This is a genomic window from Leisingera sp. S132, assembly GCF_025144465.1.
Lineage (GTDB): Bacteria > Pseudomonadota > Alphaproteobacteria > Rhodobacterales > Rhodobacteraceae > Leisingera.
This window is the reverse complement of sequence record NZ_CP083553.1, coordinates 2,381,825-2,402,197: the sequence shown is the minus strand read 5'-3', so window position 1 is coordinate 2,402,197 and position 20,373 is coordinate 2,381,825. Positions and strand designations below refer to the sequence as shown.

At 65.2% G+C, this 20,373-nt stretch carries 20 protein-coding genes; 13 read left to right on the top strand and 7 right to left on the bottom strand.

Annotation, left to right across the window (positions count from 1 at the left end; genetic code table 11):
- Positions 1 to 124 precede the first annotated feature (124 nt).
- Positions 125 to 490, bottom strand: coding sequence for a preprotein translocase subunit SecG (secG, locus tag K3725_RS11880; RefSeq protein ID WP_260015538.1), 366 nt, complete (start codon positions 488 to 490; stop codon positions 125 to 127).
- A 175-nt stretch (positions 491 to 665) separates the two neighbouring features.
- Here secG and nthA point away from each other — a divergent pair, with 175 nt between their 5' ends.
- The 5 genes from nthA (at position 666) to K3725_RS11855 (ending at position 4,552) form a co-directional block, all read left to right on the top strand.
- Positions 666 to 1,280 (top strand): nitrile hydratase subunit alpha, encoded by a 615-nt coding sequence (nthA, locus tag K3725_RS11875; RefSeq protein WP_260015537.1) that lies wholly within the window; start codon positions 666 to 668, stop codon positions 1,278 to 1,280.
- Positions 1,277 to 1,954 (top strand): nitrile hydratase subunit beta, encoded by a 678-nt coding sequence (nthB, locus tag K3725_RS11870; RefSeq protein WP_260015536.1) that lies wholly within the window; start codon positions 1,277 to 1,279, stop codon positions 1,952 to 1,954. The genes nthA and nthB overlap by 4 nt, the downstream gene beginning before the upstream one ends.
- The gene (locus K3725_RS11865; protein ID WP_260015535.1) at positions 1,951 to 2,283 is read left to right on the top strand and encodes a nitrile hydratase accessory protein; all 333 of its coding nucleotides are present in this window, start codon (positions 1,951 to 1,953) and stop codon (positions 2,281 to 2,283) included. Before nthB ends, K3725_RS11865 begins: the two co-directional genes overlap by 4 nt.
- 719 nt (positions 2,284 to 3,002) lie before the next feature.
- A complete protein-coding gene (locus tag K3725_RS11860) occupies positions 3,003 to 4,316 on the top strand; it encodes an adenylosuccinate synthase (RefSeq protein WP_260015534.1) in 1,314 nt (437 codons plus the stop codon).
- Positions 4,316 to 4,552: a DUF2842 domain-containing protein gene (locus K3725_RS11855; RefSeq protein ID WP_260015533.1), complete on the top strand. Its 237-nt coding sequence runs from the start codon at positions 4,316 to 4,318 to the stop codon at positions 4,550 to 4,552. Before K3725_RS11860 ends, K3725_RS11855 begins: the two co-directional genes overlap by 1 nt.
- Before the next feature lie 166 nt (positions 4,553 to 4,718).
- On the opposite strand, the gene K3725_RS11850 is transcribed toward K3725_RS11855, so the two are convergent.
- Positions 4,719 to 6,950: a chemotaxis protein CheA gene (locus tag K3725_RS11850; RefSeq protein WP_311202202.1), complete on the bottom strand. Its 2,232-nt coding sequence runs from the start codon at positions 6,948 to 6,950 to the stop codon at positions 4,719 to 4,721.
- Between the two features lie 119 nt (positions 6,951 to 7,069).
- Between K3725_RS11850 and K3725_RS11845 the strand changes: the two genes are divergently transcribed.
- Positions 7,070 to 7,735, top strand: coding sequence for a thiamine diphosphokinase (locus K3725_RS11845; protein ID WP_260015532.1), 666 nt, complete (start codon positions 7,070 to 7,072; stop codon positions 7,733 to 7,735).
- A gap of 27 nt (positions 7,736 to 7,762) precedes the next feature.
- On the opposite strand, the gene K3725_RS11840 is transcribed toward K3725_RS11845, so the two are convergent.
- The 3 genes from K3725_RS11840 to K3725_RS11830 all read right to left on the bottom strand — a co-directional run bounded on the left by K3725_RS11840 (position 7,763) and on the right by K3725_RS11830 (position 10,955).
- Positions 7,763 to 8,677, bottom strand: coding sequence for a DMT family transporter (locus K3725_RS11840; RefSeq protein WP_260015531.1), 915 nt, complete (start codon positions 8,675 to 8,677; stop codon positions 7,763 to 7,765).
- A 197-nt stretch (positions 8,678 to 8,874) separates the two neighbouring features.
- The gene (locus K3725_RS11835) at positions 8,875 to 10,248 is read right to left on the bottom strand and encodes an L-serine ammonia-lyase (protein ID WP_260015530.1); all 1,374 of its coding nucleotides are present in this window, start codon (positions 10,246 to 10,248) and stop codon (positions 8,875 to 8,877) included.
- Positions 10,248 to 10,955: a glutathione S-transferase family protein gene (locus K3725_RS11830; protein WP_260015529.1), complete on the bottom strand. Its 708-nt coding sequence runs from the start codon at positions 10,953 to 10,955 to the stop codon at positions 10,248 to 10,250. The genes K3725_RS11835 and K3725_RS11830 overlap by 1 nt, the downstream gene beginning before the upstream one ends.
- A 272-nt stretch (positions 10,956 to 11,227) precedes the next feature.
- On the opposite strand from K3725_RS11830, the gene K3725_RS11825 reads away from it, so the two are divergent.
- Both K3725_RS11825 and K3725_RS11820 read left to right on the top strand, forming a co-directional pair.
- Positions 11,228 to 11,590, top strand: a complete 363-nt coding sequence (locus tag K3725_RS11825) for a MerR family transcriptional regulator (RefSeq protein WP_260015528.1) — start codon at positions 11,228 to 11,230, stop codon at positions 11,588 to 11,590.
- Complete coding sequence (locus tag K3725_RS11820) at positions 11,587 to 12,186, top strand: short chain dehydrogenase (protein WP_260015527.1); 600 nt, start codon at positions 11,587 to 11,589, stop codon at positions 12,184 to 12,186. Before K3725_RS11825 ends, K3725_RS11820 begins: the two co-directional genes overlap by 4 nt.
- A gap of 157 nt (positions 12,187 to 12,343) precedes the next feature.
- Here K3725_RS11820 and K3725_RS11815 read toward each other — a convergent pair whose 3' ends face one another.
- Positions 12,344 to 13,120 carry a methyltransferase domain-containing protein gene (locus K3725_RS11815; protein ID WP_260015526.1) on the bottom strand — a complete coding sequence of 259 codons (777 nt, stop codon included), beginning with the start codon at positions 13,118 to 13,120 and terminating at the stop codon, positions 12,344 to 12,346.
- A gap of 144 nt (positions 13,121 to 13,264) precedes the next feature.
- Here K3725_RS11815 and rpiA point away from each other — a divergent pair, with 144 nt between their 5' ends.
- From rpiA to K3725_RS11790, 5 genes are all read left to right on the top strand, one after another.
- A complete protein-coding gene (gene rpiA, locus K3725_RS11810; protein WP_260015525.1) occupies positions 13,265 to 14,053 on the top strand; it encodes a ribose-5-phosphate isomerase RpiA in 789 nt (262 codons plus the stop codon).
- A 308-nt stretch (positions 14,054 to 14,361) separates the two neighbouring features.
- Positions 14,362 to 15,717, top strand: a complete 1,356-nt coding sequence (gene gor / locus K3725_RS11805; RefSeq protein WP_260015524.1) for a glutathione-disulfide reductase — start codon at positions 14,362 to 14,364, stop codon at positions 15,715 to 15,717.
- A gap of 83 nt (positions 15,718 to 15,800) precedes the next feature.
- The gene (gene hflK / locus K3725_RS11800) at positions 15,801 to 16,940 is read left to right on the top strand and encodes an FtsH protease activity modulator HflK (protein WP_260015523.1); all 1,140 of its coding nucleotides are present in this window, start codon (positions 15,801 to 15,803) and stop codon (positions 16,938 to 16,940) included.
- Positions 16,940 to 17,821, top strand: coding sequence for a protease modulator HflC (hflC, locus tag K3725_RS11795; protein WP_260015522.1), 882 nt, complete (start codon positions 16,940 to 16,942; stop codon positions 17,819 to 17,821). The genes hflK and hflC overlap by 1 nt, the downstream gene beginning before the upstream one ends.
- On the top strand, positions 17,821 to 18,015 hold the full coding sequence (locus K3725_RS11790) for a DUF2065 domain-containing protein (RefSeq protein WP_260015521.1): 195 nt from the start codon (positions 17,821 to 17,823) through the stop codon (positions 18,013 to 18,015). Before hflC ends, K3725_RS11790 begins: the two co-directional genes overlap by 1 nt.
- Positions 18,016 to 18,105: 90 nt before the next feature.
- Here the strand turns inward: K3725_RS11790 and K3725_RS22595 are convergent, their stop codons facing one another.
- Entirely contained in the window at positions 18,106 to 20,265 is a 2,160-nt protein-coding gene (locus K3725_RS22595; protein ID WP_311202230.1) for a methyl-accepting chemotaxis protein, read from the bottom strand.
- Positions 20,266 to 20,373 lie beyond the last annotated feature (108 nt).

Below are 20,373 nucleotides of genomic sequence, written 5' to 3'. Positions count from 1 at the left end.
TGATTGGAATCAGTCCAAAAACCGCAGCATCACGGGACTTCATATATAAAGGATTCGCACGAAATGCGCAAGGGAACCGCAAGATGCTGTTGCGGTTCCTAAAACCCTCTCAAGGTGTAGTGGATCAGTCTGCGCTGGGAACCAGCGGAGCGTTGTCGCCTTCGGCGGGCGGCAGAAGATCGCTGCCCAGTGCCGGAACTGCAGGGGCCTCGCCGCCTTCTTCACTTTGCGGCACGCCGATGCGGTCTGCAACCGAGGAGCCTGCGGACTTTTGCGCCGCCATGATGGTCAGGGTGATCGAGGTGCAGATGAAAGCAATGGCCAGCAGCCAGGTCAGCTTGGCAAGTGCGGTCGCTGCCGAGCGGCCGGAGATTGCGCCGCCGCCGCCGCCGCCCATGCCAAGGCCGCCGCCTTCGGAGCGCTGCAGCAGAACCACGGCAATCAGGCCGAGAGCCAGAAGAAGATGGATGATCAGAACAACGTTTTCCATGGGTCCCTGCGGCGGTTGGCTAAGTACCGGGCGGTAAATAGGCAAGATTGCCCGGGGGGGCAAGGGCGGAGTTGCAGGCTGTTCCGCGAACCTGTGCCGGACGTCACGCAACGTGATACCCTGCATCAGGAAACGTGACTGGACAGCACCGCCCGCAGCGGCGCAGCATGGGTCTATGCCCCATGACCATTCCGACCACCCGCACGCCCTTCTGCCGCCTGATCCTGCCCTGCGGGTGAAGGCGCTGGAGACGATTCTGACCGAGAAGGGCCTGATCGACCCCGCCGCGCTGGAGGAGATCATCGACACCTATCAAAACCGGATCGGCCCGCAGAACGGCGCAAGGGTGGTGGCCCGCGCCTGGAGTGATCCGGAGTTCAAGGCCGCACTGCTGGCCGATGCCGATCCGGTGCTGGCGGAGCTGGGGTATTACGGCCGCCAGGGCGAGCATATGGTGGTGGTGGAGAACACCGCGGCTCAGCACAATATGGTCGTCTGCACCTTATGCAGCTGCTACCCGTGGCCGCTCCTTGGTATTCCGCCGGGCTGGTACAAATCCGATGCCTACCGCGCCCGCGCGGTACGGGAGCCGCGCAAGGTGCTGGCGGAGTTCGGTGTCACGCTGCCACCGGAGACCGCGGTGCGGGTCTGGGATTCGACCGCCGAGGTCCGCTATCTGGTGCTGCCGATGCGGCCTGAAGGCACTGAGGGGAGGAGCGAGGACGATCTGGCGGCGCTGGTCACCCGCGACAGCATGATCGGCACGGGATTGGCGAAGGTGCCGGCATGACCCGGGTGCATGACATGGGCGGGCGATTCGGCGACGGCCCGGTGCTGCCCGAGGATGAGAACGCGCCGGTTTTTGCCGAGGACTGGCATGCCCGCGCGCTGGCGGTGACGCTGGCCTGCGGCGCGCTGGGGCAGTGGAACATCGACACCTCCCGCCATGCCCGCGAGAAGCTGTCGCCCAAGGATTACACGCGGTTTTCCTATTACGAGAAATGGATCGCGGCGCTGGCGGATCTGCTGGTCGAGAAGGGTGTGCTGACGCGCGAAGACCTTGCAGGGCAGGGTGCTGCCGGGCTGCATGCGCTGGCGGAGCGGGCATTGAAGGCGGAGAATGTCGCCGCCGCGCTGGCCAAGGGCGGACCGGCGGACCGCGACGGCGGGCCGGCGCCGCTGTTCACGCAGGGGCAGGCGGTGCGGGCGCGGATCCCTGCGGACAATGCATTGGTGGATGGCGGCCACACGCGGCTTCCCCAATATGCCGCTGGCGCGCAGGGCTATATCCTGCGGCTGCATGGCACCCATGTCTTCCCCGACAGCAGCGCCCATGGGCTGGGCGAGGCGCCGGAGCCGCTTTATGCGGTGCGGTTCCATGCCAGCTCGCTGTGGGCGCATGCCGAACATCCCGAGGACGAGGTGGTGCTTGACCTGTGGCAGAGCTATCTGGAGCCGTTATGAGCGACTGTCCTGAGGTTGCAGCTCCTGAGCCTGTCTTTGCCGAACCCTGGCACGCGCAGGTCTTTGCCCTCACGGTGCATCTGAACGAGGGTGGCCGGTTCAGCTGGGCCGACTGGGTGGAGCGGTTTTCCGCGACGCTGAAGCGCCACGGCCTGGGCCGGGAGCTGGATGGCGGCGAGGATTACTTCCGCGCCTGGCTGGAGACATTGGAGATGGTTCTGGCGGAGGACGGCGCGGCTTCTCCTGCGGAGGCAGAAGTCATGCGCAGCCGCTGGGAGGAGGCGTATCTCAGCACCCCGCACGGCGCGCCGGTGCAGCTGCGGGGCTGAGCGCGCGCGGCTTTGGCCGCCGGGGCCTGGGCGGCCTGGGCGGTTTCTCTTGTTTCGTTCCGCGTTCCGTTCCGTTCGGGTGTGCCTGTGACCCAATTAAGGGGGCGGCGCCGCCGGGTGGAGTTGGACAGACCCCACGGGGAGCCTGCTCGGACAGGATTTCCTGGACGACCCCCTTTTTATCAGGGCCGGTCTCCGGGTGTTGCGCAGGCAGCCGCACAGATGCCTGCGCCTCGTATCATGGCCCATGCGCGGAGCCATGGCGGGGGATCGCGATCTTATTGCAGTGTGGCATCAGGGGGTGAGGATCGCGTGAACGGGGCGTACGGTGGGTGCGCAACACCCTGCATAGAGAAATATCATCCGCCCGGAACAAGGCGCGCAGCGCCGCCGGGCAGAGCCCGTCCGCCCCCACGGGCGGGCTCTTCTGCAAGGGAGAGTTTCAAATCTGAACTGGGGAAGTGGTGGAGGAATAAACTGCCATGCACTTCTGTACCGCCGCCAGCCCGCGGACGGTCTCTGCCCGGCTGTGTGGACGTCTTCAGTAAACGGGAATCAGCGGCAAGCCGACGCATTCGTGCCCGCCCAGGCAGGCGCAGCCCTCTGCGATTGGGCGAAAACCTTGGCTAAGCCTTCTCCTGCGGCGAATTTGCGGTTCCCCTGCCTGCGCAGCATCGCTATATGAGCGTGGGTTTGAACCAGACTGTAAAGGACCGGATATGGCCAATGTCGTCGTAGTCGGCGCCCAGTGGGGCGACGAGGGTAAAGGCAAGATCGTGGATTGGCTGAGCGAGCGCGCTGATGTGATCGCCCGCTTCCAGGGCGGCCATAACGCCGGCCACACGCTGGTCATTGACGGCAAGGTCTACAAGCTGCATGCGCTGCCCTCGGGTGTGGTGCGCGGCGGCAAGCTGTCGGTCATCGGCAATGGCGTGGTGCTGGACCCCTGGCACCTGCTGAAGGAAATCGAAACGGTCCGCGATCAGGGTGTCGAGATCACGCCCGAGACGCTGATGATCGCCGAGAACACGCCGCTGATCCTGCCGCTGCATGGCGAGCTGGACCGGGCGCGCGAGGAAGCGGCCTCCAAGGGCACCAAGATCGGCACCACCGGCCGCGGCATCGGCCCGGCTTATGAAGACAAAGTGGGCCGCCGTGCGGTCCGCGTCGCCGACCTGGCGGATGAGGCCACCCTGGTGGCACGCGTTGACCGGGCGCTGCAGCACCATGACCCGCTGCGCAAGGGCCTGGGCGTCGATCCCATCGACCGCGATGCGCTGATCGAGCAGCTGAAAGAGATCGCACCGAAGATCCTGCCCTATGCGGCGCCGGTCTGGAAAGTGCTGAACGAGAAGCGCAAGGCGGGCAAGCGGATCCTGTTCGAAGGCGCGCAAGGCGCGCTGCTGGACATTGATTTCGGCACCTATCCGTTTGTCACCTCCTCCAACGTGATTGCGGGCCAGGCGGCCACCGGCGTCGGCATCGGCCCGGGTTCGATCGATTACGTGCTGGGCATCGTCAAGGCCTATACCACCCGCGTCGGCGAAGGCCCGTTCCCGACCGAGCTGCTGAAGGAAGACGGCACCCCGGATGCGGATGGCGAACGCCTGGGCACCCGCGGCCATGAGTTCGGCACCACCACCGGCCGCCAGCGCCGCTGCGGCTGGTTCGATGCAGCCCTGGTGCGCCAGACCTGCGCCACCTCCGGCATCAAAGGCATCTGCCTGACCAAGCTGGACGTGCTGGACGGCTTTGAAACCCTGAAGATCTGCACCGGCTATGACCTGGATGGCGAGCATCTGGATTATCTGCCGACCGCGGCCGACCAGCAGGCCCGCTGCACCCCCATCTATGAGGAAATGCCGGGCTGGAGCGAGTCGACCGAAGGCGCGCGCAGCTGGAACGACCTGCCGGCCAATGCGATCAAATACGTCAAACGCGTGGAAGAGCTGATCGAATGCCCGGTTGCGCTCTTGTCCACCAGCCCGGAGCGGGACGACACCATCCTGGTGACCGACCCGTTCGCCGACTGATGGCAGAGAAGCAAGGCCTGAGCTACAAGGCCCGGCGGCGCTGGGCCCTGGTCATCCTGCTGGTGGGCATGCCGGTATACATCGTGGCTGCGGTCACGCTGATGAACTGGCTGGACCGTCCGCCCCTGTGGCTGGAGCTGATCGTCTATGTGGCCCTGGGCATCATCTGGGTGCTGCCGTTCAAATTCGTGTTCCGCGGCGTCGGCAAGGAAGACCCGGACGCCGGAGATCAGTAGAGTGAGGGGCACTGCCCCGCAGGTTTGCTGAGAAGAGGGGCGCTGCCCCTCTTGACCTGGCGGTCAATTCACCCCGGAGTATTTCCGAAAGGTGAATAACGATTTGTTTTTAAATGGAAAAAGGCGGCCTCGCGGGGCCGCCTTTTTCTGTTGATCTGCAGGCTGTTCAGCCTGCGGCGCGTTTGCCGGGCTTGAAGCCGATGTCGCCGGAGGCGGTGAACTTGCCATTGCCAGAGCGTTCGATCTTGCCGTCGCGCAAGAGCTGGCCGAAGGAGCGCAGCCCGTCTTCGCGGTTGAAGCCTTCGCTGCCGGCGCTGCGCACGGTGTTCATCAGCTGCGGGCGCGAGAAGTGGTCGCGGCCTTCGACAAAGCTCATATAGGCCGCAGCGGCCTCCAGCAGCTCATGCAGTTCGGCGGCGCCGCGTTCTTCGGCGTAGGCCGCAAAGCCGCTGCTGTCGCCGCCGGTGCCGGAGGCGAGCGCCCCGGCCGTGACCCGGCGCGGGCGGATCGGCTGCGGCTGCTGCTGTTCGGCGCCCTCGTCGATGCGCTGTTCTGCCACCAGCTTGAGCGGGGCAGGCCGGGCGGCAGGGCTGGCCGGGCGTTCCGATGCGGTCTGGCGGGTCTCTGGGCGGCGCGGCCGCACCACGCTGGCCAGATCCTCGCGGTAGGGCTGCGCCTCATCGCCATCGCTGCCCGTTTCTGCACCGTCCGCCTTGGTTGCGGCCACGGCAGCGCGCAGCTGGCTGTACGCCTCGCGCGAGGAGGCGGTTTCCGGGTCTTCCAGTTTCTCGTCTGCCGCGGCCATCAGGCGGGAGACATCGCTGTCGGCCAGGCCGGCGGCGGCTGGCTCACCCAGGTCCGAAGCGGCGGTCTCTTCTTCTTCGGGCGCGGCCTCCGGGGCGGGCTGTTCGGAGGCGGCAAGGATTTCCGCTTCCACCTCGGCCAGCTCGCGCATCAGGTCGGCTTCGTCCTCTTCCGAGAGGGCGGTCTGCGCCGCTTCAGAAGCGGCGGAGTCTGCGGTTTCCTCATCCGCTTCCTCCAGCTGGCCCGAGGCGACCGCCTCGTCGAACACGGCGCGCTTGATCTTGGTGATGCGGACGCGGGCGGGGGGCCGCGCGGGTGCGGGGGTCTCTTCCTCTTCGCCGCCGGCCGGCAGGAGGCTGTTGTCCTCTGCGGTCTCTTCCGCGCTGTCCGCGCCGGTGTCCGGAGCGTCATCAGAGAGGCTGGCGAAGATCCTGTCTTCGGCTTCATCCTCCGCTGCTGCGTCCTCGTCCCCGGCTGCGTCTTCGGCCTGGGCGGCAGCGTTCAGGTCCAGACGGTCCAGGGCGCGGGCGATTTCGTCGTCGCCCTCGTCATCGAAATCAGGGGCGCCGTCGTCTTCCAGCAGGGCGGCGGAGATGTCCTCCTCGGCGCCCTCCAGCACGTCGTCGGCGTGTTCGTCTTCGCTGAAGTCTTCCTCGGGGGTCTGCGCAACCACGGCGCGGATGCGCTGCAGCTTGGCAGCGATGCTGTCGGCGGCGGCGGACGCTGCGGGGGCTTCGGCCTCAACCGCTTCGGCCTCAACCGCTTCCGCGTCTGCCGCTTCGTCCTCTGCTTCGGTGATGCCGGCCTCGGATTCGGTCACTTCCAGCAGCTCGACTGCAGGGGCCGGTTCTTCTTCGCTTGCGGTGCCCAGCACAGCTGCGATGGCTTCTTCGGCTTCGGCTTCGGCTTCGGCTTCGGCTTCGGCTTCGGCTTCGGCTTCGGCTTCGGCTTCGGCTTCGGCTTCGGCTTCGGCTTCGGCTTCGGCTTCGGCTTCGGCAATGACGTCTGCGGTCATGTCCTCGGCCTCTGCTTCGGCCTCTGTTGCTTCGGCCTCTGTCGCGATCTCTTCGGCGGCCTGGGTGTCTTCGGCTTCCGGCTCGAAGAACTCAACCTCGGAGTCCGGGAGCGTTACCGCAGGCGCGGTCTCTGCCGGAGCGGCTGTTTCTGCGGGTGCGGCTTCGGCAGCCGGTTCCGCGGCGGGGGCAGGGGCGGGCTGCGCTGCAACCGGTTCCGCGGCGGGCGCCGGGGCGGCAGCAGGAGCGGGCGCGGGGGCAGGGGCCGGAGCGGCGGCCTCGGCAGCGGCGGCGCCAAGGGCCGGGGTGGCGGCGCGCAGGTGGATGCCGGTGTCGCTGGTGCGGGCCTCAACCTGGCGGGCGATCTCGCGCTGGGCGATGCGGGCCAGCATGTCGGCGTCGGGCTGCGGCGGTTCGGCGCCGAAGTAGCGGTCATCCGCGGCCAAGTCGCGGAAATACTCGGCAATCGCCTTCATTGTGTCGAAGGAATCCTCAAACCCTTCCAATGTGCAGGAAAAGGTTCCATAGGATACGGTCAAGACTTTGTTGTTGTGTACCATCAGCTCGCTCGTCTTCGTCACATCTGTTGTCATTCACCATAAAGGCTGGAAGGACCAATTTTGCTCGAATCCGTGCAATTGATCGTATCATTTTGTGTTCACAATATGGCTTGTTTCCAAAATAAGCGGGAATGCGCTGCATGAATACTAAGATTGTAGACGTCCCGGAACCAATCACCCTGGTGGGCGGCGGTGAGCTGGCTGCGGGGGCGCTGGCGGAGGCGCTGGCGCTGGCGCCGGTTCTGGCGGCGGCCGATGGCGGTGCGGCGGCGGCGCTGGCGGCGGGGCATGTGCCGCGGGCGGTGATCGGGGATTTCGACTCTTTGCCTGAGGAGGTGCGGGTGCAGCTGCCGCCCGAGGTTCTGCACCCGGTGGCGGAGCAGGACAGCACCGATTTCGATAAGGCGCTGAGGATGATAGCAGCGCCGGCAGTTCTGGCGGTGGGGTTTCTGGGCGCGCGGGTGGATCACCAGCTGGCGGCGTTCAGCACGCTGGTGCAGGGGCATGAGACGCCGTGTGTGCTGGTGGGGGAGACCGAGGTGATCTTTCACCTGACCCGGGCGGTGGCGCTGCCGGCCCGCGCAGGAGAGGTGATCTCGCTGTTTCCGATGCAGGAGGTGCAAGGGCGCTCGGAAGGGCTGGAGTGGCCCATTGAGGGCCTGCGGATGTCGCCGATGGGACGGATCGGCACCTCGAACCGGGCGGTGGGGCCGGTGCGGCTGGAGGCAGAGGGGCCGGGGCTGCTGGCGATTGTGCCGCGGCGGCTGCTGGCGGATGTGCTCAGCGAGGTCCGGCGGGACCGCTAGGCCGCAGGCTGGTTTTCGGGCCGGACGTCAGGCGGGGTTGATGCGTTCTTCGGTCTCAGACGCCGTGCGCTCGCGCATCACCGCGTAAAGCCCTGCGCTGATGGTCAGGAGAATGCCGAAGGCGGCGAGGGTGTTCGGCAGTTCCGAGAAAATCAGCCAGCCGAAGAACACCGCCACCGGGATCTCCAGGTATTGCATCGAGGCGAGGGTGGAAGTGGGGGCGAACCGCAGGCTCCAGGTCATCAGCAGATGGGCAACGGTGCCAAGCGCGCCTGCGGCGGCCAGCAGGGTCCAGGTGTCCTGCGGCGGCAGGGCGGTGGACAAGGCGTTGACACCGGCGGCATCGCCAATCAGGAACACCGGTGCCAGCAGCACGGTGCCCATCACGCCCGCCACCGCCTGAACCGATATGGGGTCGGTCTCCTTGGCGATCTTGCGGGTGATCAGCATGAACAGGGCAAAGATCACCGCGACCAGCAGCGGCCAGAGCGCGTTCCAGCCAACGGCGGCAAAACTGGGCTGGATGACCAGCAGGGTGCCGGTGAAGCCAACGATGCAGGCACCGAGGCGGCGCAGGCCGACCTCTTCCTTCAGCACGTATTTGCCCAGCAGCAGCATCAGGAAGGGCATCACGAAGGCAATGGCCACCGCATCAGCCAGCGGCAGGTAGCGGAAGGCGGTGAACATGGCGGCAATCCCGCCCATCTGCAGAAGGGTGCGCAGGAGCAGCAGCGGCGCCACCCGGCGCGACAGGCTGAGCGGCAGGCGCAGGGCCAGGGCCAGCGGCAGCAGGATTGCGGCCTGGGCGGCAAAGCGGATGAAAACGATCTGGGCAACCGGCACCCGGTCGGTCAGCAGTTTGGCGATGGCGTCACCCAGCGGGATAACCATGCAGAAGCCCAGCATCAGGGCGATGCCGACAAGGGGCCGGTCCTGTGTCATGGCGCCACGCTAGGCCTGCACGGTGTAAGGCGCAAGCTGGAGTTGCTGGGAATATCGGGACGTTGCGTCCCCTTTGGGACGTGACGCGCAGCGGCACGGCCCGCGCCTGACCTTCCCCCCGGGAAGGCGCATTCGCGCCCTCCCAAGGTCAGGCCCGGGCCTTATGTCCCGCTACCTTGGCAGGAAAGCGGAGTACCTCAGCAGTTCGGCACGTTCACCGCGAGGCCGCCGAGCGAGGTTTCCTTGTACTTGTCGTGCATGTCGGCGCCGGTCTGGCGCATGGTCTCAATGCAGGCGTCCAGCGGAACGAAATGCTGGCCGTCGCCGCGCAGGGCGAGGGAGGCCGCGGAGACCGCCTTGATCGCTGCGAGGCCGTTGCGCTCGATGCAGGGGACCTGCACCAGCCCTTTGACCGGGTCGCAGGTCATGCCCAGATGATGCTCCAGCGCGATCTCGGCAGCGTTTTCCACCTGCTCAGGCGTGCCGCCCATCACGGCGCAGAGACCCGCGGCGGACATGGCAGAGGCGGAGCCGACTTCGGCCTGGCAGCCGGCCTCAGCACCGGAAATGGAGGCGTTGTACTTGACCAGTCCGGCAATGGCGGCGGCGGTCAGCAGGAAATCCTCGACATGGGCCTCGGACGCGCCCGGCACGTGGTCGAGGTAGTAGCGGATCACGGCCGGCAGGGTGCCCGCGGCGCCGTTGGTCGGGGCGGTCACCACCTGGCCGCCGGCCGCGTTTTCCTCGTTCACCGCCATCGCGTAGACGCTCATCCAGTCGTTGATGGTGTGCGGTGCGGTCAGGTTCATGCCGCGTTCGGCCATCAGCGCGTCATAGATGCCCTTGGCGCGGCGGCGGACCTTGAGGCCGCCGGGCAGGATGCCGTCGCGCTCCAGCCCGCGGTTGATGCAGTCGTTCATCACCTGCCAGATGCGGGCGGTGCCCTTGGCGAGGCTCTCGGAGCAGCCGCGGGAAATCTCGTTGGCGCGCTTCATCTCGGCAATCGACTTGCCGCTGGCCTTGGCCATCTCCAGCATTTCCGCCGCCGATTTGAACGGGTAGGGCACCGGGTCGCCTTCGTCGGTGGCCTTGCCTGCGGCCAGCTCCTCCTCGGTGACGACAAAGCCGCCGCCGATCGAGTAGAACACCTGTTTCAGGATCACGTCGCCCTGGGCGTCGGTGGCCATCAGGATCATGCCGTTGGCGTGGCCCGGCAGCGCGTGATCGTAGTCGAAGATCATGTCGGCCTTGGGGTCGAAGTGCAGTTCGCCCAAGCCTTCGGGGTGCATGGTGTGGGTCTTGTCCAGCTCCGCCAGGAAGGCCTCTGCCTTGGCGTCGTCATAGTCGTGGGCGACAAATCCGCCGAGCCCGAGGATGGTGGCGCGGTCGGTGGCGTGGCCGACGCCGGTGAAGGCAAGCGAGCCGTGCAGCGAGGCGCGCAGCCCGTGGAATTCAAAGGGCGACGCGCGCATCATGTCGAGGAAGCGCGCGGCAGCGACCATCGGACCCATGGTGTGGGAGGACGACGGGCCGATGCCCACTTTGAACATGTCGAAAACGGAGAGGAACATTAGGTAGCTGATCCTTCTGGGGGATTGGCGTAGGCCGGGGATGTGAACGGGGTGGCGCCGAGGCCCTCGGCCTCGCGCGACACGGTAACAGCGGGGCGGTGTTCCAGCCCGGCGCAGATCCGCTGCAGGCTGGGGTAATGGGCCAGGGTGAACCATGTTTTGTCGGCCTGCGCAGGATAGAGCGCCATCCAGCGGATCTGGCAGGCCAGGTAGTAGTCCAGCACCGAGGGCTGCGGCGCACCGAGCCAGGCGGGGCGCTGGGCAGCGGCCTGGTCGAGGCTGGTCAGATGCACATGCAGGCGCTGGCGCAGGACCTTCTGCAGCTGCTGCTGATCTGCCTCGGCATCCCCGATGTACTTGTCCGGATAAAACAGCATCCGCAGGTCGGCGTGCAGGGTGTTGGAGGCAAAGAACAGCCATTTCAGGAACGCGGCGCGGTCCGGGCTGCCGGGCTGCGGCGCCATCACGGTGTGACGTTCGGAGAGCCACAGCAGGATGGCGGCGGTTTCAAACAGCGGCCCGTCCGGGGTTTCCAGCACCGGGATCAGCCCGCCCGGGTTCAGCGCAAGGTAGGCGGGGCTGTTCTGCGCCTGAGCCTTGCGGTCGACCAGAACCGTCTCATACGGCAGGCCAAGCTCCTCCAGCACCAGCCGGATGACCAGTGAGGCGTTGTCAGGGGCGTAGTGCAAGCGGTATTCGGGTTTCATAGCGCAACATTATAACTGGGACCGGCGGAATATGTGTCCGTTTCCGGCGTTTCCAATAGGAAACCCGCCTTTGTGATATATGTTTGGCTGGCAGGGCGAGAAGCGGCGGAAAGATGCCGTTCAGATCCGGCGCTGCGATGGGCAGTTGAGAGTCCTCTTTACCCGATGCTGCGCAGCGCATGAATGGCGGCGTCCACGATCCAGCGTGATAATAACGCTTGACCTAAAGTAGCTTCAGGTTGCTACGAACCTGAAAAGGAGGGGCCGACTGTATGAAGATTTCAGAAGTGGCTGCTAAGACCGGGCTCAGCATTTCAACGATACGCTTCTATGAGAAATCCGGATTATGTCCGTTCATCGAACGTGGCGCAGACGGTAAGCGCAGGTTTTCGAAGACGGATGCCGACTGGTTGGAGTTGCTGGCATCACTGCGTGCGACTGGAATGCCTTTGTCTGAGATGCGCAAGTTCGCTGCCTTGTATGCATCAGGCGATGCAACAATCCCGAATCGTAAGGCGGTGCTTCTAGCACACCGACAAAGCCTCAAGGCCCGGCAGGCGGAGTTGGAACGCTGCCGAAAAATCCTCGACCAAAAACTGCAAAAGTACGATGAAAGAATGAAGGATCAGACATGAGGATAATCGTCGTAGGTGCGTCTGGCGATATTGGGCGAGCCGCCTGCAAAGAGCTTGAACAGAGGCATGAAATCGTCACCGTCGGTCGCACCACCGGAGATTTACAACTCGATGTGGGCGACTTTCATGCGGTTAAGTCACTCTATGAAAAGGTCGGCACCATTGATGCCGTTGTTTCTTGCGCAGGCGATGCGACCTTCGCGCCCTTGTCTGACATGGACCATGAGATGTTCATGGTCGGTCTGCGGCAGAAGGTGATGGGGCAAGTGAACCTCGTCCTCGCTGGGCTGAGTGCCATTTCGGATGGCGGTTCCTTCACACTGACAAGCGGCGTCCTTGACCGCGATCCAATCCGAATGGGTTCAAATGCTGCGACCGCCAATGGGGCATTGGCTGGCTTCGTCACCGGTGCGGCGATAGAGATGCCGCGCGGGTTGAGAGTGAATGTTGTCAGTCCTGGAATGTTGGACGTTTCCGCACCGCGCTATGGCGCGTGGTTTCACGGTCACAAACCTGTGCCATCCCATAATGTAGGCTTGGCATATGCAAAGTGCGTTGAGGGCGCTCTGACAGGGCAAGTTGTAATTGTGGAGTAAGCGGCCAGCCGACGAAGCGGACCTTCGCGCAGCTGCAGCGCATTGGCGCTCTGTCCCGCCTAGCGTGCGTTCCAAACAGCCGCACAAAACAGCCGGTTCGACATAGGAGTTCCTGACGCGCGGAACTCACCGTTGCCCCGCGGCAGGGAATACCGGCTCAGAGCCGCCGGGCGGTGCAGACGAAGTGGGTGAGCGAGAAGAAGAACCGGCCCTCTGCCGCCAGTTCCTCCTGTTCCTGGGCCCAGGCGTCGGCGTCGTCGGCGTCGGTGGCGCCGCTTTCCACCGCATAGGCGCGGATCAGGCGGATCATCATCGCCGCCATGCCGTCCGGGCGCAGGCTGGTGTCGCAGATGGTGAGCGGGGTCAGGGCCTCGGGCGCATAGCCGCAGCCGCGCAGCTCCTCGGCCAGGCGGGCGGGCAGGGCGCGTTCGGCCATATGGGCGTTCCAGATGTCCAGGAACCGGTGCATCCGGGCGGCGTTGTCGCTGTGCCAGGCCAGCGTGTCCCAGTGGATGTCGCCGATCACCAGGCGGCCGTCCGGTTTCAGCACCTGATGCAGGGCGCGCAGCACCGGGCGGCGGCTGGTGATGTATTCGAACACCTGCACCGAGACTGCCTTGTCAAAGCTTTCCGGCTCAAACGGCAGGGTGGCGGCGTCGCTTTCGGTCAGGCTGGTGTTTTCCCGCCCCTCCAGCCGCTGGCGGGCGGCGGCCAGCATGTCGGGGCTGGCGTCCAGCCCGGTCACATGGCCCGCGGGGCCCACGGTGCGGGCGAGTTCCAGCGTCAAGAGCCCGTTGCCGCAGCCAAGATCCAGGATGCGGTCGCCCGGCTGCGGCTGCAGCGCATCGAAATTGGCCCGCCTCCGCCGGGAGATGTCGGCGCCCTGATAGGCATCTTCCAGCACGCGGGTGGTGTCCTCGTCGAATTGCAGCATTCCTGTCCCTCCGTCCGCATATGAGGACTAGGGCGAACGGGCGGGATTTCCAGCAAGGCGGCAGGACAGGGGCGCAAATGCCCCCTCGCACGCGGGCGGCGGGCCGCCTATAACGGCGGGGAAGCGTTTGCATGGAGACCTGTGATGACCGGAGAGCTGTCCCCCATCGACAAGGCGAAATTCGTGGCTGCCAAACGGGCGGCGGAAATGGTCGAGGACGGCATGCGGGTGGGGCTGGGCACCGGATCCACCGCGGCCTGGCTGGTGCGCTGCCTGGGCGACCTTGTGCAGAACGAAGGCCTGCGGATCATTGCGGTGCCGACCTCCAGCCGCACCGCGGTGCTGGCGCGGGACGTGGGCATCAAGGTGGTCTCCTTGGATGAGGCCAAATGGCTGGATGTGACCATCGACGGCGCCGATGAGGTCGATCCGGACCTCAACCTGATCAAGGGCGGCGGCGGCGCGCATCTGCAGGAAAAGATTGTTGCCACCGCATCGGACCGGATGGTGGTGATCGCGGACGCCAGCAAGATGGTGGACACGCTGGGCGCCTTCCCGCTGCCGGTGGAGGTGCTGCCGTTCGGCTGGCAGAGCAGCCAGGCGCTGATCGAGGAGACGCTGGTTTCGATGGACGTGATGGGGCGGCGCTCCACCCTGCGGATGAACGGCGGGGCGCCGTTCATGAGCGACGAGGGGAATTACATCCTGGACCTGCACCTGAAGCGGATCGGCAACGCCCGGCAGCTGGCGCTGGTCCTGAACCAGATCCCGGGCGTGATCGAGAACGGGCTGTTCATCGACATCTGCGACACCGTTGTGACCGGATATGGCGACGGGCGCGTCGAGGTGCGCGACATCAACGAGGGCACGGTTGAGAAGGACAAGCTGGAGTTTGCCGAGGCCGACAACCTGTTTACCGATCTGATGGATTGAGAGCGGCTGCGGTCTGCGTTTTGCGCGCCGGATTCCTGCAAGGAAACCGGAGTCGCGGAAGCCGAGAGGGCTGCCGCTGAAGAGGGCCTGAAATCCACGCAGGATTTCAGGACGGAATTCGCGCCGAATTCCGGTTCCTGAGGAGGCAGTGCCCCTGACCGGCCGGAATGCGCAGTTTCCGCCTCACAACCCAGTGCAAATTCAATGCAAAAGGTTGAATGCGGCGCGGGAACGCCCACTTGGGCATATGGCGTTTGGTGGTCCGTTATGGGATACACCTGATCAAGAATTGCAAAGGGCGGAACTTCATGAGCTTTGATTACGATCTGTTTGTCATCGGCGGCGGCTCCGGCGGGGTGCGGGCGGCGCGGGTTGCGGCGCAGGAAGGCGCCAAGGTGGCGCTGGCCGAAGAGGACCGTTACGGCGGCACTTGCGTGATCCGCGGCTGCGTGCCGAAAAAGCTGATGGTGTTTGCGTCCGAATACTCCGGCATGGTCGAGGATGCCCGCGCCTATGGCTGGGACATCAGCGCCGGCGGGTTCGATTGGGACGCTTTCAAGGGCAAGCTGCATGGCGAGCTGGACCGGCTGGAAGGCATCTACCGGAATATCCTGAAGAGCAATGGCGTCGAGAGCTTTGACAGCCGCGCGAAACTGGCCGATGCGCATACGGTGGAGCTGGCTGACGGCACCCGCAAGACCGCCAAGCACATCCTGATTGCCACCGGCGGCTGGCCCACAGTTCCGGAGTTTCCGGGCTCTGAGCTGGCGATCACCTCCAACGAGATGTTCCACCTGGACAAGCTGCCGGAAAGCCTGCTGATCGTCGGCGGCGGCTATATCGCCAGCGAATTTGCGGGCATCATGAACGGGTTGGGCGTCAGCACCACGCAGTTCTACCGCGGCGCGCAGATCCTGCGCGGTTTCGACGACGAGGCGCGCGGGCTGATTTCCGAGGAGATGTGCCAGGCGGGTATCGACGTGCATCTGGGCACCAATGTGCTGGAGATGCGCAAGGAAGGCGATAAGATCTGGGTGAAATCCACCAACGGCCAGGAGCGGCTGTTCGACAAGGTGATGTATGCCACCGGCCGCCATCCCAATGCCGATAACCTCGGGCTGGAGGAGGTCGGCGTGGCGCGCGGCCGCAAGGGCGAGATCATCGTCGATGAATACAGCCAGACCTCGGTGCCGTCGGTCTATGCGATCGGCGATGTGACCGACCGGGTGGCGCTGACCCCGGTGGCGATCCGCGAGGCGATGGCCTTTGTCGAGACCGTGTTCAAGGGCAATCCGACCAGCCCCGACCATGAACTGATTCCGACTGCGATCTTCACCCAGCCGGAGATGGGCACCATTGGCCTCAGCGAGGAAGAAGCGCGCGAGCAGGAACCCATTGAGGTCTATGCGACTTCGTTCAAACCGATGCAGCAGGCCTTTGCGGGCCGGGCGCAGCGGGTGCTGATGAAGCTGATCGTCTCAAAGGCCTCCCGCAAGGTGCTGGGCTGCCATATCGTCGCACCCGGCGCGGGCGAGATGATCCAGCTGGCTGGTATTGCCGTAAAAATGGGTGCAACCAAAGAAGATTTCGACCGCACGGTTGCGGTGCACCCGACAATGTCGGAAGAGTTGGTGACATTGAAAACTCCGGTGCGCTCGGCCTGAGCGGGCAAACCGGCAAGAACAGAACACACATGCCGGCCTTTCTCAGTAGCGGGGAAGGGCGGCAGCAAACAGATAGGAGACAAATGGCGGGCAATAGCGGTGGCCCATGGGGGGGCGGTGGCTCCTCCGGCGGCGGAGGCGGCAACCGGGGCAACAATGGCGGCGGGCGCAAGCCCGAGGATCCCCAGATCCCCGAAATCGATGAACTGGTGAAAAAGGGCCAGGAGCAGCTGCGCGTGCTGATGGGCGGGCGCGGCGGTTCCGGTGGCGGTCGTGGCGGACGTGGCGGGCCGGGCGGCGGCGCGCCGCTGTTCACCAAGGGCACCCTTGGGCTGGCAGTCATCGCCGGCGCGGTGCTGTGGGGCTTTGCCAGTGTGTACACCGTCAAGCCGGAAGAGCAGTCGGTTGAGCTGTTCCTGGGTGAGTATTCCGCAACCGGGCAGCCGGGCCTGAACTTTGCGCCCTGGCCGCTGGTCACTAAGGAGGTGATCCCGGTGCGGGTGGAGCAGACCGAGAACATCGGTTCCGGCGCCCGCGGTTCTGACGCCGGGCTGATGCTGACCGGCGACGAGAACATCATCGACGTGGATTTCCAGGTGGTCTGGAACATTTCCGACCCGGCGCGCTTCCTGTTCAACCTGCGCGACCCGCGCTCCACCATCAACGCGGTGTCGGAATCGGCGATGCGCGAGATCATCGCACAGTCCGAGCTGGCGCCGATCCTGAACCGCGACCGCGGCGCCATCACCGCCCGGCTGGAAGAGCTGATCCAGGAGACGCTGGACAGCTATGACAGCGGCGTGAACGTCGTGCGGGTGAACTTTGACGGTGCCGACCCGCCGGAGCCGGTGAAGGACGCCTTCCGCGAAGTGCAGTCCGCAGGCCAGGAACGCGACCGGCTGGAGAAACAGGCGGATGCCTATGCCAACCGCAAGCTGGCTGGTGCCCGCGGCCAGGCGGCACAGACGCTGGAAGAGGCCGAGGCTTACCGCGCCCGCGTGGTGAATGAGGCCCAGGGTGAGGCGAGTCGCTTTACCGCGGTTCTGGAGGAATACCAGAAAGCGCCGGAAGTGACCCGCAAGCGCCTGTACCTGGAAACCATGGAAGAGGTTCTGAGCCGCGTGGACAAGATCATCCTGGATGACAACGTAGGCGGCGAAGGCCAGGGGGTAGTGCCCTATCTGCCGCTCAATGAGCTGCGCAAGCCGCAGGAGGGCAACTGATGCGGAAATCTACTCTTCTTCTGCCCGTCCTGGTGGTTCTGGGCATTGCATTGCTGTCCTCGATCTTCATCGTGGACGAGCGTGAAAAGGCGCTGGTGCTGCGCTTTGGCCGGGTGGTGGACATCAAGGAAACCCCGGGCCTGGCGTTCAAGCTGCCGGTCATCGACAACGTCGTGCGCTATGACGACCGCATCCTGAGCCTGGAAGTCGGCCCGCTGGAGGTTACCCCGCTGGATGACCGCCGCCTGATTGTGGATGCGTTCTCGCGCTACCGGATTGCCAACGTGGATACCTTCCGCCAGGCAGTCGGCGGCGGCGGCATTGGTGCTGCGGAACTGCGTCTGGACAAGATCATGCGGGCGCAGACCCGTGAGGTTCTGGGTTCCGTCAGCTCCAACGACATCCTGTCTTCGGACCGTTTTGCGCTGATGCTGCGGATCCGCAACGGTGCCATCACCCAAGCCCGCCAGCTGGGCCTCGAGGTGATCGACGTGCGGCTGAAGCGCACCGACCTGCCGCAGGCCAACCTGGAAGCCACCTTTGCCCGGATGCGCGCCGAGCGCGAGCGGGAAGCGGCGGATGAAATCGCCCGCGGTGAAGAGGCCGCGCAGCGCGTGCGCGCGCAGGCCGACCGGACCGAGGTTGAACTGGTGTCGGAAGCGGAGCGCGAGGCTGAGGTGATCCGCGGTGAGTCGGACGCCGAGCGCAACGCGATCTTTGCACAAGCGTATGGGGCTGACCCTGAGTTCTTTGAGTTCTACCGCTCACTGAACGCCTATGCGAATTCGCTGCTGGCCGGGAACTCCTCGATGGTGCTGTCGCCGGACAACGAGTTCTTCAACTACCTGAAGTCCTCGGACGGGCAGACGGCGCGCCAGTAATGGGGTTCGTCCTTCTGGCCCTCGGGCTGGTACTGATTGCAGAGGGGCTGGTGTACGCACTGGCCCCTTCGCTTGTGGAGCGGCTGCTGGAAATGCTGCGCGCCCTGACGGAGGAGCAGCGCCGCAATGCCGGGCTGGCGGCGCTGGCGCTGGGGCTGATCCTGGTCTGGCTGGCGTTCCGGCTGGAGGTCTGACAGCGCGCTGCCGGCGGCCTGCGGAAATCAGGAAAACGCGGGCTGCCGCCAGCCCGCGCCTTGTTTTGTTTAATGCCGACCGGCGGGCGGTCAGGCCTCCAGAGCCAGCCCGGGTTCGCTGCCGTCCTGCGCCTGCCAGCCGGCGGCGGGCTCAACCGTGAAGCCGCCGACGGCCTGCACCAGGCTGCCTGCCTCGCGGCGCAGCAGCTGGCTTGCGGCGGCGGTCTCTTCCAGCATCGCTGCGTTCTGCTGCGCGTTCCGGTCCAGGGCCGTGATGGCCGTGTTCACCTCCGTCAGGCTGCCGGCCTGATCGGACGCAGCATCGGAGATTTCCCGCACCTTGCCGACGATCTGATAGACAACCTTCTGGATAACCGCCAGGGCCTCGCCGGTCTGTTCCGCAAGGCCGACGCCGGTGTCGACTTCGCGGCCGCTGTTCCTGATCAGTTCGCTGATTTCCCCGGCCGCGCCTGCGGACCTCTGGGCGAGGTTGCGGACCTCCGATGCGACCACGGCAAAGCCGCGCCCGGCTTCGCCTGCGCGGGCGGCCTCGACCCCGGCGTTCAGGGCCAGGAGGTTGGTCTGAAAGGCGATGCCGTCGATCAGGTCGGTGATCCTGGCAATGGCCTGCGACGAGTCCGCAACCCTGCGGACCGCGCGGATCGACTCGCTGGCGAGTTCATGGGCCGACAGCGCCTGCTGCTGCACATCGCTCACATAGCTGTTGGCCTGCCTTGCGTTTTCCGCCGTGCTTTGCACCGCTTCGTTCAGGGTCTGCAGGGAGCCTGCGGTTTCCTCCAGCGACGCGGCGGAGTGCTCGCCGCGGCGGGAGGCGTCCTCTGCCGCGCCGGCGATCTCATCGGAGGTGCTGAGCAGAGTGCTGCTGCTGCTGGTCAGCTGGACGACCATTTCGCTGAGATTGGCATTGAGCGTGTCGATCGTCGCGGAAATCTCCTTGAACACGCCCTGGTGGCCGCTTGGCATCCGGTGGGTCAGGTCGCCTCGTGACAGGGCGCTCAGCGCTTGCATCACGCCGCTGGCACCGCGCTCTGCCGCCTCGCCGGTCTGGTTCACGCCGCGGGCCAGGACGGCAAAGCCGCTGTCGCTGCCGCCGGTGCTGATCCGTTTGGAGAAGTCGCCCGTGCCGCAGGCTGCAATCACTTCGGACATCTCGCCCATCAGCTGGTCCTTCTGCCTGAGATCATTGCGGAATATCTCCAGAGCGCTGGCGATGGACACGACTTCGCTGATGCGGGAGGCAGGCAGGTCCTTGGAGTAGTCGCCCGCCATCAGACCTTGCAGAACGCTGCTGGCCCGGGTCAGGGGACGGGAAATGCCAAGGGCGAGCGTGAGACTGATCACGATGAACAGGGCGAGGCCGCCAAGGCCGGCCGCATGCGACGTCTTCCGGGCAGACTGTTCCGCCAGGTTTGCCTGAACGTGGACGTCCGGCAGCAGTGTGCGGGACTGGCCGCGCAGGGACATCAGGACCGGCTCCGCCTCAGCGAACGTTGCGGAAAGCTCCTTGCGCAGCTGTTTTTCGGCCATCGATTCAGCGGCGAAGGACTGGAAGGCGCTCTGGTACGCTTTGAGCAGCGCCTCGATTTCGGTGCGCTGCGCCTGATCGGCATAATAACTGCCAGGAAATTCAAGGAATTCAGCCACGCGGGCATCCAGGCGGCCAAGGTACTTGCCGGCGCCGCGCAGCATGAAGCCCTTTTCATGGCGGCGCATCATCAGCATCTTAACCTGCATTTCCGGGCGGTTGAGGTCCTTGAGCCTGGTTTCGGCGTCGTGGACTGCGCTGCGGAGGCTTCCCTGCAGGCCGGATTTCTCATCCAGTCCCAGCCGGCGGTGGCTGTCCGCAAGCTGCAGGAACCCGGCACCAAAGGCGCCGATTGAGGTTTTGAGGGCGGCAAACTCCGCTTCATGGCCGGAAAAGCCCTGAATTGCGGCACTTTGGGTACGCGCAGACTCCAGGGCTGCGGTCAGCTCTGCCATCACTTCGGCGTGGCGTTCGGCGCTTTGTTCATTGCGCCGCAGCAGAAAGTCTTTCTCCGCCCGCCGGGCTGACAGGAATTCGATTTCCAGATCGTCCAGCGTCGCGGCGAGGGATTCGATCCTGTCCATTTCTGATAATGTGCTGCTTCGGACAGCATCGGTGTACCGGGCAATGCCGATCCGGGCGAACATGACGGCGGCGGCCAGGACGACGATGGAGAGGAGTGCGGTCTTGATAGAAGTCTCCATCAACTTGAAGGCTCCGGTATTTTGAGAGAGTGGAGGTCCACCCGTAGGGCCGTAGTCCTTACAAACGGTGCAAACCGGGGCGAACCCGGGTCAATGGCCCGTGCGGTG